Raw genomic sequence first — 19210 nt, 5'->3', positions numbered from 1 at the left:
ATGACAATATGTTCTCAATTAAAAGTTAAATGTTGCACCTAACAAAAAGTTAATTGTTGCTTGCGGGTAATATCCTGCACCATCCAATGTCGTCGTTTCTCCTGGCACTGACCAAGTATCGTCATAAGTATAATAATATCCATTAGAAACATATTCCTCATTAAAGATATTGTTTACCAACGCACTTAATACAATTGATTTAAATATTTTATTCGTAGCAATTACATAGTTTACATTAAGGTCATTTGTGAAATAAGCATCTAATTTAGAATTTTCAGTATCTACATTACCCATATATTGCTCTCCGACATATTTAGACAACAACGATAATTGTAAGTTTTGTACAGGGGAATAGTTCAACATATTTCCAACAATTACATTTGGAGAGAACGAAATATTTGTATTCCCTAAGTTGCTAACTTCTCCGTCCCATTTAGTTGTAAAGTCGATGTTCTTGTTACTGCTAATGGCAAGATTCGGTACAATGCTAAACTTATCACTTAATACAAAGTTGGCATCAATTTCCAATCCTAATCTATAACTATCACCTACATTCGCTCTAATTGGTGCTCCTACATCATCTAATTCACCAGTCAAAACTAGTTGATCTTGATAACGCATATAGTATAAGTTCGTATTGATTTTGAAAGACTCCTTTTTCCATCTCCACCCTAATTCGAAATCATTTAATTTTTCAGGTTTAGGGTTTCCATTTTCATAATCCGTCCTGTTTGGTTCTCTGTTAGCTCTTGCATAAGAGAAATACATACTGCTTTCTTCAGAAGCAGTATAGGTAACACCTGCCTTTGGATTGAAGAAATTGAAATTATCATCTACGATATCTGCAGAAACACCATTCGCTTCGTAATTAATGTTTCTAATTTGCAAATCACCAAATAGATTGAGTTTTTCATTTAAAGTGTAGTTTGCTTTTGCGAATAAATTGAAGTCAGTTTTTATAGCATAATCATCGTAATAGCGATGTCTGATGTCAGTTTGACTCGCATATTCTGCCCAAATTACTTCTCCAAAATGATCTCCGTCATATTTATTCCAAGCTCCTCCAACAGTTAAGTTAAAGTCGTCGTTGTTTTGATATTTAAACGAAAACGTAGTTCCGAAGAAGTCATTGTCTAACCATTTTCTTCTGATGATATCTGTTTCATCAATAGTTTCGCCACCAATCATTATAGGGTCAAAACCGTAATCGGCAAAGTCTTCATCTTCCTTAAATTGCTCGTAATACCCTCTTCCATAAGTGTAATGCAATGCAATGTTAGAAGACCAGTTTTCATTATACGTTTGATTCCAATGCAATTGATAGTGATCTTGGTTATAGTGGTCTACTTCATTGTCATACGTATAATAGTTTTTAGTTCTATCGTTCTCAAGGTCTTCTGCTGTAACGCCATACCACGCTTGGAAGGTTTCCTCTTGCCCACCAAATACTAAAGCTTTAATCAAAGTGTTATCATCAACATAAGAACCTTGTAAAAAGTAAGATTTTAAATCTGATGAAGCTCTATCTACATAGCCGTCAGATTTAATTGTTGAAAGCCTTCCTGCAAATTCGATATGGTCATTAATTCTTCCTGTAGAGAATTTTACATTACTTCTAAAAGTATTGTACGACCCTGTTGATAATGAAACATCGGCATATGCTTTTTCAGAAACGGCATCAGTTAATAAATTTAAACTAGCACCAAAGGCACCCGCACCGTTGGTAGATGTTCCAACTCCACGCTGTAATTGTAAATTCTCTACAGATGAAGAGAAATCTGGCATATTTACCCAGAAAGTTCCCATAGATTCAGAGTCGTTATAAGGTATACCATTAATGGTAACATTTACTCTAGTGGCATCACTACCACGAACACGTATACCAGTATATCCAATCCCTGCACCAGCATCAGAGGTAGTAACAACACTTGGCATGTAATTCATAATTATAGGAATGTCTTGCCCTAAGTTTCTTTTTGCAATTTCTTTTTTACTCATGTTTGAGTGGGTAACAGGAGATTCTGAATCTACACGAACCGCAGAAACTAATGCCTCATCTAGTAATTCTGAAGAAGGAACAAGATTAAAATCTAAATTTTTAATGTGATAGTCTAATTTGATTGTTTTACGAATTGACTGGTAACCGATATACATAATTTCGATAGTGTATTCGCCAGGAACTAAATCAAAATAATAGACACCTTCTATATCAGTAATGGTGTAGAAATCAGTGTCTACGATTCGCAAAGTAGCATCGGGTAACGGATCTTTGTTTTCGTCGAATAATGTTCCAGTTACATTAAACGTTTCTTGAGCAAAACTTGAAATTGCGACAAGCATTAATAAAATAAGTGATAATTTTTTCATTTTAAATAAAATTTAAAACGAATAAAAAGAGGTAATTACTCGATGTTTTGAATAATTAATTTTCGAAAAAGAATGGCTATTTTTTAATTCTTTTTCTGGTTTAACATAGTTTGGCGATGTTCGCCTTCCTAAACAGCATTACCTGTTCTAGGTTCAATGGGTATGATCTCAGCCTTGCGGCACCCCTTTATGAGAACGCCGCAAAATTAGAAAGTATTTTTAGATAAAAAACGGTTTTTTAATAATTTTTACTTTGATGGTTGGTGTTGTTAGTTTACACGATATCAAAATGTTAGCAAGAAGTGTCTGCTACAATTTTCCATTCCCCATTAATTTTTTTGAAAATGATCATAAAAACACCATCAGCATTTCCAACTTTTCGCGTTAAATGGTATTCACCCATTACATAATACGATTCGTTTTCTATTTTAGAAATATCATTTATTTTAAATTTTAATTCTCCAGAATGATCTGGAGTAGGGTAGCCTTTTTTATAATTAGCCAACGTTTTATTCCAGCCATAAGTTAATCCATTGCTCCCGTAGAATTTTAAAGAATCGGATTTCCAATAGCCTCGCATAAATCCTTCTAAGTCATGTTTAGACCAGGCTGATTGTTGCTGGTCCATTAGCGTCAGTATTTCTTTTTTATCCTGTTGTTCATTGCTTGTGCTACAGGAAATTAGGCTTGTAATTACGATAAAAAATGTAAGTAATCTTTTCATGTATTTATTTTATGAGTGATGGAATAATTGTAAAAGAATAGGAATAATCTTTGTTAGCGGGAATGGTATATTCTGGATGTACCAATCGACCCCAAGAAGTGTCACCTCCAACACCCATTTGCAAATAGTCTATGTTCCATTGTACGGTTTCTCCAATTTTAATATCCGCACCATGTTTTTTTGTAACAGGAACTAATCCTGAAGCAGATTCTCCGGCGTCATCAGAATTGAAGTCGATTTCCTTCATTTCAAAGGGCCATGTGCTTGAGTTTAGTGATTTATTTCCGTTAACGAGTAATTCCAATTTATCAGATTTTATCTGCATCCATCTAACATCTGTTTTATTTCCGGTTTCTTGTGGCCTTGAATAGGGATGAAATTGGTCTTTAATTTTACCAGAATATTCTCTGACTTTTTGTCCAGTTTTTCGGTCCCAATAACTTTCTTCCGGGCCTTTTCCATACCAAGAGACATCGGTAAATTTATTAGTAACTGTTAAGTACATACCTAATCGAGGAATATTAGGTAAATCATTTTGAGCTTGGCTAAAAGTATAATCAACTGTTAAACTTCCATTGTTAGAAAGATAATATCCTACTTTGATAGTTGCCGCATTATTAGGAATTTGATAATTTACTTTAAAATAAACTCCTGTATCATTTGCTTTAGGTTTTTCAATTAAGCTAGCAGTATAATTGTATGTTGCGTTTTGCCATATTCTAGCCCATTTATCCATGCCATTTCCTAAATCATTGTCCGTAGGAGGTCTCCAAAAATTTGGCCTGATTGGAGATTTCGTTATTTCTTGCCCTTCATAATTCCATGAAACAATTTCTCCCGATTTTGAATCAATGGATAACTGCACTAATTCATTACTAATTTCAATTGTGTTCGATTTATTTTGAATCGCTAGTTCAGGTGTTTCATGATTTTCGAAATTTATAGTCACACCTTCCTTTATTATAAATTGTTCCCAAGCAATTTCGTGGCCTTTTGGTAGCATTTTTGAAGTTTCATTTTGAACTAAACTTAACTCCAAAACGTATTCGCTCTCTGGAATAAACATTTCTGGAATTTCAGAAATTATAAAAGTTTTACTCGATTGCGGCGCAACTTGAATGTTGATATTTTTTTCCTCGAATGCCAATAAGCCATCCATAAAAACCTTTGCATTCAATGTTTTATCGGACAAGTTAGAGAAGAAATTCTTGTTTTTAACCTGTATTTTTTGATATCCTAAATATGAAAGTTCTACGGGTTGATAAACTTTTTTTACTTCAGATAAATGCGGATGAGCATTTCTATATGGATCTACTAACCCATTATTTAAGAAATTTCCATCAGTTGGTAAATCTGGGTGATAGTCGTGACCATAAGCCAAATACGGTTTATCGTTTTCATCTTTATACTCCAAACTTTGATCTACCCAATCCCAAATAAAACCACCCTGAAGGTTATCATACTTTTCTATAATGTTCCAATAATCTTGTAAGTTTCCAACAGAATTTCCCATAGCATGGGCATATTCAATCATTATAGAAGGCTTGTCAGAATCAGATTCTCCATGTTTTAAGAGATATTCAGGTTTTGGATACATAGGACAATACAAATCGGTATAATCCTCTTTTCCTGCCGGTTCATATTGTACAATTCTATTATCGTCTTGCTCCTTTAGCCATTTATATGTAGTTCTAAAAACATCTCCTTCACCGGCTTCATTGCCTAAAGACCAAGAATAAATAGAAACGTGGTTTCGATCTCTATAATACATATGTTGTGTTCTGCTCATATGAGCAGGTAGCCAACTCATTTCATTACCAATTTGAGTATCTTCTGAAATGGCCAATGGATGACTTTCAATATTTGCTTCATCTACAACATACAATCCGTATGTATCGCATAACTCTAACCAATAAGGGTTGTTCGGATAATGAGATGAACGTACCGAATTAATATTATTTTGCTTCATTAATTTAATGTCTTTCTCCATCAATTCTTTTGAAACCACATGACCCGTAAACGGATCTGTTTCGTGCCTATCCACACCTTTTATGTAAATCGCTTTTCCGTTGATTAAAACTTGAGCATTTTTAATTTCTACGCGTTTAAATCCAATTTTTCGTTTAATAATTTGATTGCCTATAGAAATATGCAAACCGTATAAGTTTGGGGTTTCTGCCGACCAAGATTTCAAATTTTTGAGGATTGAAGTTGTTTTGTAAACAGCATTTCCATTTCCATGAATACTGATAGTGTCCGTAGTTTTAAATATGGAATGATCACCATCTAATATTTCCAATTCAATGGCTCTTGATACTCCATCCATTGTAGTATTAGAGACTGTTACTTCACCATTAAATACTCCGTTTTTATAAGAATCATCCAAGGTTGTTTTAGCGTAGTAATCTTCAATAAATACTTTTGGCCTCGTAAACAAATATACATCGCGCTCAATGCCACTCATTCTTAGCATATCTTGACTTTCTAAATAACTGGCGTCCGTCCATCGATACATTTGTAAAGCGATTAAATTTTTTCCTTCATTCAAATATGAAGTAATATCAAATTCGGCAGCTGTCTTACTGCCTTGAGAATACCCGACGTATTGACCGTTAACATAAATATAAACCGCTTTTATTGCTTCAAAATGAAGAATGACATCTTCCTTTAAGAAGTTTTTATCTAGGTCTATTACTTTGCGATAGGTTCCAACAGGATTATAATCTTCTGGAACATTGGGCCAATTCGTGTTAAATGGATAGCGTTCATCTAAATAAATCGGGTTTCCGAAGCCTTCTACTTCCCAGTTTGCTGGTACTGGAATTTGATCCCAATCCGAATCATCATAATTTAAATGATGAAATGTTTTCGGCCTATTTTTAGGGTTCTTTGTCCAATGAAATTTCCATTTTTCGTTTAGACTTAGATATCTAGAAGACGCTTCTTTAGTTGATACTTTAGAATTTTCAAAAGCGAAAAAAGTAGCACGAGGATCTAGTTTGTTTTCCTCAAATATTTCATGATTGAAATGGTTTTCTTGGCTTGGAACTGATTGTAGTTTCTCCTTTTCGCAACTTATTAAACTAATAAGACTGCAAGCAATCAAAAAGGTTTTTAGACTCATTTGGAACTAAGAATTAATTGTGACAACTACATGTTGGAATGGTAAAACTGTTTGTTTCTAAATTAATTGGTACACCTTGATTATGACCTTCTTTTTCCCAATAGAATTTAGAACGTTTCGTGTCGTAATTTCCAATTTCATTCATGGTAGATGTATCATATAAACGACCGTTTATCATAGTATATTTAACTGAATCAGTGTTTTGAATTTCTTCTAATGGATTCTTATCCAAAACAATCAAATCCGCTAATTTTCCAACTTCTAGAGATCCAATTTCTTCATCCATGCCTAAGTACCAGGCCCCATTTATGGTGGCTGCTTTAAGCGCTTCATGATTGCTCATACCACCTTGTTGAAGCATCCATAATTCCCAATGTGCTCCTAATCCCTGTAATTGTCCATGTGCTCCTACGTTTACCTTAACTCCTAATTCGGCCAATTTAGACACAGATTTTGAAGTTAAAATATGACCGTTTTCATACTCTTCATCCGGAATCATGGTTCTATGTCTTGACCTCGGGTCTACAACATGTCTAGGAGTATAACTTAATAATTTACTATTCTCCCAAACATTAGATTTTTGATACCAATAATATTCACCACTCATTCCAGCATAGTTTACCACTAGGGTAGGCGTATAGCCGGTTTCGCTATTTTTCCAAAGTGTTTGTACATCTTTATATAAAGGTGCTACAGGTACGTTATGCTCAATTCCCGTGTGTCCGTCAAAGATCATACTCATGTTAGCAAAGAAAGTAGAACCTCCTTCCGGCACTACATTTACCCCAAATTCTTTGGCCGCTTGCATAATTTGTTGACGCTGTTCGCGTCGTGGCTGATTGTAACTTTTAACAGAATATGCTCCAAAGGCTTTTGTCCTTTCAATGGCAAATCTTGCATCTTCTAAGTTGTTAACTACAGCTTTAAAATCTCCTTCTGCACCGTATAAAATAAATCCTGTTGAGAACATTCTAGGCCCGACAGTTAATCCTGAGCGTTGCAATTCTTCTAAAGTAAATGCAGCAGCGGTATTTACAGAAGGATCATGAGATGTCGTAACACCGTAAGCTAAGTTTGCATAAAACTGCCAATGTTTTTGGGTGCTTAAACCATTTCTAAAGGCACCTACATGCGCATGTACATCAACAATTCCCGGCATTATGGTTTTGCCCTCCATGTCATATACTTTTGCTTTTGAAGGAATATTTACATTATTAGAAGTTCCAATACTTACAATTTTATTTTCTTTAATTACAATGGTTCCATTTTCAATTATTTCATCTTCATTCATGGTAATGATACGGGCATTTATAAATGCGATAATACCCTCAGGAACATCCGCTTTTGATGTTAAGTTAATTTCAATTCCATCAGAGCTTTCTCCCAATGCGGTTTCAGAAAAGGGATCCGTTAAGTTGTTTGTAATATTTTTTGAAAAGTATTCCCCACCTAAAGACCAAAATACCTTGTCATTTGCATAAGACCAGTGTAGGTTGATTCCTGCTTTTTTCGATAAGGTTTCTACTTTGAATGATTTAGTTTTTCCATCCAAATTAATTTCTTTTCCATTATGTACAAAAGGAGCAACATATAATTTGTGTAGATGAATAAATGAAATCCATTTAAAATCTTTACTTGGCACAAGTCTGTTTGCTAGTTTTGAAACGAAATGAGTACGTTCTTTTTCACCATTTAAATCAATACTCTTTAAACGCTTTGTTAGTCCACCCATAAAAGAACCGCCTGTTTGGAAATAGATTCTTTTATTATCTGGTCCAAACATTGGAAATTCACCTGAATCCGAAATTTTCTTCTGATTTTCTCCGTTGGAATCCATGATGTAAATTCCAGTTTTTTTAGAGTAGTCATATCCTTGATCTCCATTTCCTGCCTCTTTTCTAAAGGTTATTATAGTACCGCTATTGTCAAAGGCTGGAGTCCTATATATTCCTTTGATTGTAGTTAGTTTTTCTAAGTTAGACCCATCTAAATTTACTTTTTGAATGGTTCCTAAGTCTTCATCATTCCAAGTCGTAAAAACAACTGATTTCCCATCTGGTGAAAAAGCAGGTTCGGCTTCAAAGTCTGTCAAATCCGTAACTCTCTTAGGCTTTCCATTTGGTAAACTCTTTTTGTAGATATGCCCCAAGGCTGTAAAAACAATTGTTTTTTCATCAGGAGAAGTTTGTAAGTTCTTAATCATTTTAGAAGTGAACTCTTCTTGATGTACTGCACGTTTAACGCGATGCGATTCCGCTAGTTTCATCTTATTATTTACACTAAACGGGATGTTAGCAACAGATTTCGTTTCGATATGAACTTTATGGATTTTCCCTTTTGCCCAAAGTACAATTTCTTTATTGTCAGGAGTCCAACTAAAATGTGGGTATACACCAAAAACCGCCCATGCTTCTTGTTGATCTTTATCTAAGTTATCGAATACAGGCCATTCTTTTCCTGTTTCTAATTCATGAACATATAACACTGATTTTGTTCTAACTCTTTTTACAAAAGCCAACAATTTTCCATCTCTGGAAATTACCGGTCTTGCTGCCCCTCCTGGACCTCCAGTAATCTGTTTTGTTTTACCAGTTTTAAAGTTGTATTGTTTAATAACATAGATTTGTTTGTTAGGGTCTTTATTGTACTGAAAGAATCCTCCTGGATACAAATCTTCTGCATAATATAAATACTTACCATTAGGTGAAATGGTTGGGTCATTTACATCTTGTTGGTCATTTTTCCTTTTTGTTAGTTGTAGGCCTGCCGAGCCAGATAATGGATATTGCCACATTTCCCCTGCACCCAATGAACGCGTAGAAGTGAAATGCTTACGAGCCACTAAAGATTCTCCATCTGGAGTCCAAACGGCGTTGTTTAAAAGTCTAAATTTTTCTTTTGTTATAGATTTTGCATTCTTTCCATCAGCAGTCATTACCCAAATATTATCTCCTCCTTCGGCATCACTTGTAAATGAAATGTACTTTCCGTTAGGGCTAAATTTTGGTTGTACTTCATAAGCCATTCCAGATCGTAAAATTTTAGCCTCTCCACCCGTTATAGGCATGGTATAAATATCACCTAACAAATCAAAAACAATAGATTTACCATTAGGACTTACATCTAAATTCATCCAAGTCCCTTCATCGGTTTCAAGGTCAAAAGTTTTGTATGTCCAATCTTTATGAGGATTGTTTACATTCCATTTTTCCTTTTTTTCATCCTTTTTACTCTCATTTTCTTGAGCAAACCCAATCTGAAGGGTAAGTATAGAAAGTAATACAATTAGTGAGCGCATAATAGTTTTTTTTGAATTTATAACAGTTATAAAGTTAAGGTTAAATTTGCATAAAGTCTTCAGCGAAAATTTTCTTCAAATAATGGATCAATTCTTTAGCATTCTCTTTGGTGAAAACGATAGGCGGTTTAATTTTTAAGACATTATGATCTGGCCCATCGGTACTCATAAGAATTCCATGGTCTTTCATTCTGTTGGCTAAATAATCAGTTTGTTCGGCAAGTGGATTCAATTCTTCGTCGACCAATTCTATACCAAGAAATAATCCTTGTCCGCGAACGTCTCCTATAATAGGAAAAGTCTTGGTTAGTTCTTTCAATTCTGATTTTAGATACTCACCAACTTCCAAAGCATTCTGTTGCAAGTTTTCACGTTTTACCGTTTTAAGGACTTCGGCGCCAATTGCACAAGAAACCGGATTGCCTCCAAAGGTGTTAAAATACTCCATTCCGTTTGCAAATTTTTCAGCAACTTCTTGTGTGCAGGCAACCGCCGCAATTGGATGGCCATTTCCTAAAGGTTTTCCAATGGTTACGATATCAGGAATGACATTATGTAATTGAAAGCCCCAAAACGTTTTACCCATTCGTCCGCATCCAGTTTGTACTTCATCAGAAATACACAATCCTCCAGCCTTACGAACATATTCATATGATTTGGCTAAAAAACCTTCGGGTAATTCAATCTGTCCACCACACGAGATAATTGGTTCAATGATTAATGCGCCAACACCTCGTTTTTTATTGTGAATTGTGTCAATACATTGTTGAACTTCCGCAGCATATTTTTCACCTGTTTGATTTCCTCTATATTTTCCTCTAAAAGCATCTGGTAAAGGAAATATTTGTGTGTGTTCTAGAGCACCCGAACCTCCTTTTCCGTCGAACTTATAAGAAGAGATGTCAATACACATATTGGCATTTCCGTGGTAACCAACTTCACTAGCAATGATGTCTTTTTCTCCAGTATTGGCCTTTACCATTCTTATGGCCAATTCATTGGCTTCCGATCCAGAATTAACAAAGTGTAAAACACTTAATTCTGGTGGTAAAGTTTCTAACAATTCTTTGGCCAATGCGTTGATGTTTTCGTGTAAATACCGCGAATTTGTATTGATAAGCGCCATTTGTTCTTGACCGGCTTTAACAACTTTTGGATGCTCATGTCCAACATGAGCAACATTGTTCACGGTATCTAAATATTTTTTTCCGAATTGATCCGCCAAATATTGCCCAGCACCTCGAACCATTTTAATAGGTACTTTATACTGTAAACTTAAACTTTTACCAAGATGTTCTTTTCTATATGTGATTAAATCTTGGTTAGTTGGAGTCTTTAAATCACTTAATACTTCAGATTTGAATATCAGATTTGGATCTGGACATAGACTTTTCCATACATCTATTTGCGAATGATATCCCACTCCTGGAAAATCGATTTTATAATCTAACAAAGACAACATTAATTGAAAGTGAAGGTGTGGTGCCCAATTTCCGTTTTCAGGGTAATTCCCAATATCGGCAATTTTTTCTCCTTTTTTAATTTTTTCTCCAACCGTATATTTTGTTGCTGAAGTGACGGTTAGATGACCATATAGCGAATAAAACTCCAAGTTATTTTCAATATGTTTTAATACAATTAACCCGCCATATTCTTTATCTCCTTTATCGTTGGTAGCTATTACTACTTCAGCATCTAAAATAGCATGAACTGGTGTGCTTGGTGGTATCCAAAAATCAATACCTAAATGAATGGTTCTACTTTCTTTGCCATAATTTCCAATGGTATCATATTCAGAAGAGGTGTAGATAGGTCTGGGTTCTAAATAACCTCCAGCAATTAGTTTTTTTGGATGTTGTTTTTGAAGGCGATCTATTTTAAACTGAAATAAATTCAAATCGTTAAATTCCTCTTGATGACCAATCCATTTGCTAGAAACACTTAGGTCTAATAAGTGAATTTCATTTTTATTTATGGTAGGAAATAATTCTGAAGTATTTATTGAGGTTGTCGCTGCCCAATTTTGAAATTCTTTTTCTTTAGGATGTGCGGAAAATCCACATGTGTTTCTAAAACTATAAAGCGCAAAATCTGGTGAAATAAATCTCCATTTTTTAAGTAAATCCCAGGCACCTTTTTCACTACGCTGTAAATAGGTGTTACCTGGCTCTTTTTGTTTATTAATGGCAGATTTTACAACCGAAATTAACAGTCTCATCGCGATAGCACAGTACAAATGTTCTAATTCCTTATCTAAAATTGGATAAGACGAATGATATCCTTTAACTATCGGTAAGGCTGCATCTAATGGGTCTTCAAAATTCGTGATTGCGTAAGCACAAGCAATAGCTAAGTCATTAATTACCTGTGTTTTTATGGTATCTCCAAAGTCTATTACTGAAGAGATTTTGGGATTTAGAATATCTTCTGAAACCACAACATTGTCATAATTAGCATCGTTATGAACTACCTGTTTTCTCAGATTATGATAAGATTCTTGTTGATTTTCGAATATCGTTTGAAAATAAGTGGCAATTTCAAATTCGTCTCCTTCAAATAAATTATTAAAATCTTTGGTCCAAAGAGATTGCGCAACATCCCACGCAAAATCGAAACTTTCATATGAATGTGAATAATCTTTTAATGCGGTAGAGAGTCTTCCACAATAATTACCCAATTGTTCACGTAAGTTATTTGTCTGTGGATTAACATCGATATACATTCGCCCTGATATCCATGATAAGAGTCGTACAAATCGTTTGTTACCATTAGAATCTTCAATTGTTGAAATGCTATTTCCCTGGCAATCTTTATATACAGCGGGAGAATGAACAGTATTATTCTGTTGAACAAATTCTAACAACTGTGTTTGAAAGTCGAGGTGTTCTAAATTTTCATCTGGTCTAGATACTTTTAAAATATATCCCTCGGAATTCGGAGTCTTAACTCTAAAATTGAAATCGAGTTCTCCGGGTAAGGTAGAAAGTTCACCATCAATTTTATACAAATCTGATAAAATGCCTTTTGCCTCATCGAGTCTAATTTTTATGGTGTTGTAATCGTTCATTATTCTTCTAAAAGTAACATAATAATATGAGCTGCACTCCAACTAAAGTTTTTTGCATGCAATCCTTCTCCAGTTAAAGGGTGATAGTTTTCTCTAATAGGTGAACCTTTATCTAACAATCCATTAGCGCCTTTAAATATTTGAACTGTTGCTTTTTCTGCCTCTGCATTGAATCCGTAATTTTTCAATCCACGTACGCCAAAATAGGCTTGGTCTAGCCAATTTGGCCCTCGCCAGTACCCACGTAATGGGTCAAATTTCTCATGATCGGCACTCATAGTTTGGAAAGGGACATTTGTAAAAAATTTCGAAGGGTTCATCATTTTTTCTTTTACCGATTCTGCTTGTTTTTGAGTTGCGGAGTTTGCCCATAATGGGGTCCACCCTTCACTGCCTTCTCCTTTTATGAAAGTTTCTCCGTCTAAAGTAGTATCGTAAAACCAACCATCTTCAGAATCGTAAAACTGTGTTTGAATTTGTTCTTTTAGTTTCTTGGCTTCAAGATTAAAATTGGTTTCATCACCAATACCCAATACTTTTGAAAGTTGTGCTAAGTATAATTTTTCAGCATGTAAATAGGCATTTAAATCTACTGATTCTTGATCTAAAGAATAAGCTCCTTCCTCATTTTTTAGAATTTTTGAATCGTCAAATCTAATTGCGTTGTCCATACCACTTTCCCACTTTGCGGCAATTAAAGTACCGTCTGTAGAACCATATTCACACAAACCATCCTTATCGTGATCTCTTTTAGCATACCACCATTCGTGATATTTTATAAGTTTAGGATACATATATTTTACAAACTCCATGTCGCCATCTTTTTCATAAATTTTTGCAACTGCCCAGGCAGATAGTGGTGGTTTTGTATCTCTGTAATTATGTTCTTCAATTCGATTATCTCTATATACGCAATCAACAATAAAACCATCTTCTTTTTGAAATTCAAACATCAATTTTATTTGATCTTTTGCTAATTCTGTGTTGTAATATGATAATCCAACTGCATGTTTCCAAGAATCCCAAGACCAAAAACCTTGAAACCATTTATAATGATAACTAGGAAATAGACCCTCGTATTTAATTTCACCCGAAGGAACACGCCAATTGTTTTGAAGCGTTAAATGCGCTTTTGTTAGAACCTGTTCGTAGGTGTTATTTCTAAAACTAGGATTCAATTTTGAAATAAGTAGTTCCAATTCTTTTTCCTTTTCTAAGATTCGACTGGATAAAACGGCATTAAAACTTGAAGATTCTATAGCGTTTAATTCTTCTTTCCAAGAATATTCAGGAAATATAAATGACTGAACAACTTCAAATTTTTCGGATTGACCGGGCTCAAGTTTAATTTGAATTTGTTCTGTTGAATAGGCTCCAGATTTTGAGTCAATATTTTCGATCGTAAATGGTAAAATATAATGACCAATGGCATTCGTTCTTTCAGAATTGATTGTGATTTGATTCCCTTCAGATTTGAACTCAAGTCCGTTTATGAATGATGCTTTTCCGTTTATAGATATAGACAGAATACTTGTTTTATTACTCGTGTTTTTTAATTCGGTGGTGGTAAGTGCTGTATGGCCAGAACTAAAAACCAAAGTTTGTTTTATAGAAACTTCTTTGTAATTATATTTTTGTTCTAAATGGCTATTGTAACTTCTAGTTTTTAAATTTTGAAAAGGTACTATTTCATTTGATTCATTTTTAATTGTAAACTGCAATGAAGAAGGGCTTAACCAAACACCATTGTCTTGTGTCATTAAAAAAGGACCTGTAAAGCCACCAAAATCTGGAATGCTATCCGGAAAACTAAATGCAAACCACGAACCTTGGTCCGAAAACATTAACATTGATTTGTCAGATTTTGATGATGGACTTCCATTATAATTTAAGACATCATGAATTTGAGATGTCGAAAACTTATTTGTTGTTTGATGTTTTGAACAATTAATCAAAACCAAACTGATAAGAATTATGAATAGTTGTTTCATCATTTTATCTTAAAATAAACCCATTTTTCATTGGGTCATTAGGATCTATTGCAAAGGTATGCGTGCCTGTTATATGGGCTGTTCCTTCTACTTGTGGAATTACAGCCTTAAACGGTCCATAGTCAATTTCAGATATTACGGACCCTTTAAAAACGGAGTCAGTTATACTTTCTATGGTCATTGTTTCTCCAATGTTAATTTCATTTTGCGCTTTATGAATTGCCATTCTTCCTGAAACACCTGAACCAGTTGGGCATCTATCTACTTCGCCTTCGGCAAAAATGCAAACGTTTCTACTATCACTACCCGAATTTTGCTTTGTATTATCTATAAAAATAGTCCCGTATAAAAAACTTAAATCATCTTCAATCGGGTGATTGATTTCGGAGTTTGATTCCATTACAGCATGTTTTATATCCATGCCTGTTTTAATTAAATTCTTATAACTAGCCGGGCTCAGATCAAAATCAAACTTGTTTTTAGCCATGTCTACATAAGCGTAAAAAGCACCGCCATATGCAAGATCATATATTACTTCACCAATACCTTCTATGTTCGTTTTATAATCTAGTCCAACCACAAAACTAGGAACACAATGAAATTTGACTCCAGTAACTTTTCCATTTTCAACGTTTGCAAAAGAAGTAATTCTTCCACAAGGAGCATCAATTTTTAATATATTTTCTCCTTCTTTAATAGCAATCCAATTCATTTGAATGGCTAAGGTTGAAATCGCAATAATGGCATGACCACACATGGTAGAGTAGCCTTCGTTATGTAAAAATATAATTCCAAAATCACCCTCGTCATCGTTTGGAGGAGTAAGAATACAACCGTACATATCGGCGTGTCCTCTAGGTTCAAACATCAAGGCAGTTCGTAATTCGTCAAAATTATCTTTACAATATCTTCTGTAATCTAAAACGGAGTTTCCTTTCAATTCAGGAAAGCCATCAAGTATAACACGCAGAGGTTCACCTCCTGTGTGCATGTCGATTGTTTTGATTTGTAGCCAATCCTTGGCCATGTTTAATGTTGTTTTTTGAAGTATGTTTTGGTAAGTTTTATTCATTTGTAAACTTTTTATAATAATACGAAGCGGCTGCCAAATCTTCTAAAGCATGTCCAACGGATTTGAATAGCGTTATTTCATTATTTGTTTTTCTTCCAACATGAGTATTTGTGGTAAGAGAAAACAGATCTGCCTTAATATCACTTTCAGAAATGATACCTTCTGCAATTGGAATTACGATATCTCCACTTTCTTTTAATCCACCTTGAAAAGTGTCTACAAAAACAGTTGCTTTTTTAATAGCATCATTGTCGGCTTCGCGCATATCTTTTTTATAGGCACCAACCAAATCGAGATGTTGTCCTGGTTGTAGTTTTGCACCAAATACAAGAGGTGATTTTGATAAGGTTGCACAAGAAATAATAGTTACCTCACTTATTTTTTGTTCAATGGTTTCTATGGGTGTACAATTAAAATCTTCCGCTTTTAATGCGTAACAAATATCTTGTGCCTTTTGAAAATTTCGACCCCAAACAAACACATCTTTTATCGGTCTAACCGAAGCATGTGCCTTAATCAGGTTAATGGATAATGCGCCTGTACCAATCATTAATAATGTAGAGGCATCTTTTCTTGACAAATATTTCGAAGCCAATGCCGAAGCCGCAGCCGTTCTTTTTACGGTCAAACTTTTCGCTTCGATGATGGCTTTTACCCCACCTTTTGTAGCGTCTAAATAGATATAAGTGCCCTGTATGGATGGTAAGTCAAATTGCCCGTTTTCTGGACTTACCGTTACCACTTTAACACCTGCATCTTTACTTGGATTCCAAGCAGGCATTAAAAGTAAAGTAGAATCTGAATTTACTTTTGGATTTGGAAAATCGTGATGATGGCGCATGGGAACCAAGACCTCATTTTGTTTGAAATAAGACCCTATTTGCTGAATCAGTTCAGAGAAATCCGTGTTGCTTTCAATAAAATCGTTTGAGATTTGTACTATATTGTTCATCTACCAAAAATATTGAAAAGAGGAGATATAATAAATTATTAATCAATTATTGGTTAAAAGTGTATTGATGTAGGATAAATATATATCGATTAGGCCTGAGAAGTTGAATTAAATTTATCACATGAAAAAATTATCTATTCTTTTAGCAGCAACTGTGGTTTTACTTTTAAGTAATTCATGTAAATCAGAATCAAATTCAATTGATCAATTATCATTCAAAGAACAATTAATGGTTTTATTTCCGAATGCAGTTATTGATTCTCTTGGAGCAAAAGATCATTTTTCGGAGCGTTATGAACTTACAATTCAACAGCCATTAGATCATAGCAAACCTGAGGATGGTACTTTTGAGCATCATATTTTTATTTCACATGCCGGGTATGAGCAACCAAATTTGTTAATCACTACAGGTTATGCCGCAAGAAATAACACCTATGAATTGAGTAAGGTATTTCATATGAATCAAGTGCTAGTTGAGTACAGATTCTATGGGAAATCGAGACCAGATTCTATTCCTTGGAACTATTTAACCAATGACAATGCCTTAGCAGATTACCATGCTGTAAGTACACAACTGAAAAAAATATATAAGAATAAATGGATGAGTACGGGTATTAGTAAGGGAGGTGAAAATGTGATGATGTATAAGTCAAAATATCCAGATGATATGGACGTGGGTGTGCCGTATGTCGCTCCATTAATTAACACAAGAGAGGATGTGAGAACCATCAATCATATCAATATGTTGGGTGCGGATATTTGTGATATTTCATTGTTTGATACTCAAAGAATGATTTTAGAACGAAAGGAGGAGATATTACCAGTTTTGGCTGATTATATGAAAGAGAAAAAATATGAATTCACAGAATTATCCTTGGAAGAAGCATTGGAATATGCAGTACTAGAATACCCATTTTCATTTTTACAATGGGGAGGAAAATGTGAAGAAATTCCAACCAAGGAATCCAATGCCCTAGAGGTGGCAACGCATATAAATAATGTAGTTGGTTTTTGGGTGTATAGTGATGCAGGGATTGATAACGCATTGCCTTCGTTTTATCAGCATATGATAGAGTTGGGTTATTATGGATTTGAATTGGAACCACTGAAGGATTTATTGAGTATTGTAAAATCTAGTTCTAATATGCGATTTGCACCCAAAGGAGTAGAGATGAATTACAATTCTAATTACATAAAAGAAGTAAGGGAATATATTGAAACCAAGGGAGATAAATTAGTGTATATCTATGGCGAAGTAGACCCTTGGTATGCCTGTGCACCAAATCCTAATAAAGAAGTTGATGCTTTAAAAATGGTTCTAAAAGGAGGAAGTCATGCCACTAGAATTAAAGATTTTTCTGAAGAAGACCAGAATAAAATATATAAGCAGATACAAGAATGGCTGGGTGGTACCAAATTGTATCTAAACGAATAATATTAAAAAATTACCGAATTATTTTTTGTTGACTGGCATGAAAGGAGTCTGCTTGTTGCTGTAATAATTCTCTCGCTTTTTTGCGCTTGTAGTTGTACAGTTCTTCTTCCTCGGTTAAATCAGAATAAATTTCTTCATTTAGTTGCATATCCGTTTTTAGGACTTGCGCTCTTTGATGTACTTTTTGTTCTACCCAGGTTTTAACGGCATTTTCTTGATCTTGCAATTTAAAATCATATTCGCCTTTAGGGGAGATAAGTTTTGCTAAAATAGGTGAGGTTTCTATTGCTAAGAAAAGCAAGAATATAAAGAAAGAAGGTAGCCAAGGTAATTTATCTAAGGCATTGATACGTGCCATCAATCCATCGAACCCATCAATGATAGGTTGCGTTGTCGCTTCTTGATCTTTCTGTTCTGAAATAAGCGAGGCAATTTGTGCTTCTTTCTCTGTTATTTTTTCCTTATTGGCTTCTTTTAAATCTTTTAACTCAGAAAGTTGAGCATCGTGTTTCTCTCTTTTTTCCTTATAAACCGGACCTTTTCCTAATAATTTTGTTCCTTTTCTACCTTCTGCTTCGGCAATGTAGGTTTCGTATAAAGTATCTACTGCTTGTTCCTTAGCATCTATCTCATCTTTTAATTGCGTAATTTCAGTATTTAATGCATTAATCTGAGGGGTAAATTGATTCGCTATTTGTGCTTTGTTGGCTAAGGTGAGTTCGTTCTTTTCTTCAAGCAAAACCTGATCTATTTCTTTTTCAAATATTTTTAATTCCAACGGTTTTGCAATTACAACGGCAATAATAATGGCTAAAATAATACGAGGTGTTGCCTGCATAATTTCTTTCCATTTATTATCACTTTTTTTAAGTGTAGAAACTATAAATCGATCTAAATTAAAAATAAGTAAACCCCAAATCAACCCAAAGAACACTGCCAAATATGGATTGTCAAAAACCGTATATAAGGCGTAACTGCCAGCAATTGAAGCCATCACTGCTGTAAAAAAAACAGTGCCGCCAATTCCAGCAAATTTATGTTGTTCAGATTTGGATGAACTTTCTAATATATCGGTGTCTGCGCCAGAGCACATCCAGAAAAATTGTTTTAGCATAGTAAGTTGGTTTGTATAGTATAACGACACCTATGGGTAAAATGTTACGTAAAGCCTTAATTTTAA

10 protein-coding genes are annotated in these 19210 nt (G+C 34.4%); 1 reads left to right on the top strand and 9 read right to left on the bottom strand.

What is annotated here, in order from left to right; translation table 11 throughout:
- Positions 1–18 precede the first annotated feature (18 nt).
- From RM519_RS06800 to lhpI, 8 genes are all read right to left on the bottom strand, one after another.
- Positions 19–2367 (bottom strand): TonB-dependent receptor, encoded by a 2349-nt coding sequence (locus tag RM519_RS06800; protein ID WP_311592910.1) that lies wholly within the window; start codon positions 2365–2367, stop codon positions 19–21.
- A gap of 292 nt (positions 2368–2659) precedes the next feature.
- Positions 2660–3091, bottom strand: coding sequence for a YybH family protein (locus tag RM519_RS06795; protein WP_311592909.1), 432 nt, complete (start codon positions 3089–3091; stop codon positions 2660–2662).
- Positions 3092–3095: 4 nt separating this feature from the next.
- Positions 3096–6215, bottom strand: coding sequence for a glycoside hydrolase family 2 TIM barrel-domain containing protein (locus RM519_RS06790; protein WP_311592908.1), 3120 nt, complete (start codon positions 6213–6215; stop codon positions 3096–3098).
- 13 nt (positions 6216–6228) lie between these two features.
- On the bottom strand, positions 6229–9513 hold the full coding sequence (locus RM519_RS06785) for an amidohydrolase family protein (protein ID WP_311592907.1): 3285 nt from the start codon (positions 9511–9513) through the stop codon (positions 6229–6231).
- Between the two features lie 40 nt (positions 9514–9553).
- Positions 9554–12580 (bottom strand): aminotransferase class III-fold pyridoxal phosphate-dependent enzyme, encoded by a 3027-nt coding sequence (locus RM519_RS06780; RefSeq protein WP_311592906.1) that lies wholly within the window; start codon positions 12578–12580, stop codon positions 9554–9556.
- Positions 12580–14571 carry an MGH1-like glycoside hydrolase domain-containing protein gene (locus tag RM519_RS06775; RefSeq protein WP_311592904.1) on the bottom strand — a complete coding sequence of 664 codons (1992 nt, stop codon included), beginning with the start codon at positions 14569–14571 and terminating at the stop codon, positions 12580–12582. The genes RM519_RS06780 and RM519_RS06775 overlap by 1 nt, the downstream gene beginning before the upstream one ends.
- A gap of 4 nt (positions 14572–14575) precedes the next feature.
- Entirely contained in the window at positions 14576–15643 is a 1068-nt protein-coding gene (locus RM519_RS06770) for a proline racemase family protein (RefSeq protein WP_311592903.1), read from the bottom strand.
- A complete protein-coding gene (gene lhpI / locus RM519_RS06765) occupies positions 15636–16595 on the bottom strand; it encodes a bifunctional Delta(1)-pyrroline-2-carboxylate/Delta(1)-piperideine-2-carboxylate reductase (protein ID WP_311592902.1) in 960 nt (319 codons plus the stop codon). The genes RM519_RS06770 and lhpI overlap by 8 nt, the downstream gene beginning before the upstream one ends.
- 121 nt (positions 16596–16716) lie before the next feature.
- Here lhpI and RM519_RS06760 point away from each other — a divergent pair, with 121 nt between their 5' ends.
- The gene (locus RM519_RS06760) at positions 16717–18030 is read left to right on the top strand and encodes a S28 family serine protease (protein ID WP_311592901.1); all 1314 of its coding nucleotides are present in this window, start codon (positions 16717–16719) and stop codon (positions 18028–18030) included.
- 10 nt (positions 18031–18040) lie between these two features.
- Here RM519_RS06760 and RM519_RS06755 read toward each other — a convergent pair whose 3' ends face one another.
- Positions 18041–19144 carry a DUF4407 domain-containing protein gene (locus RM519_RS06755; protein ID WP_311592900.1) on the bottom strand — a complete coding sequence of 368 codons (1104 nt, stop codon included), beginning with the start codon at positions 19142–19144 and terminating at the stop codon, positions 18041–18043.
- Positions 19145–19210: the final 66 nt, after the last annotated feature.

It is taken from the genome of Urechidicola vernalis (assembly GCF_031846385.1).
Taxonomy (GTDB): domain Bacteria; phylum Bacteroidota; class Bacteroidia; order Flavobacteriales; family Flavobacteriaceae; genus Urechidicola; species Urechidicola vernalis.
This window is presented reverse-complemented; position numbering and strand designations above follow the sequence as displayed.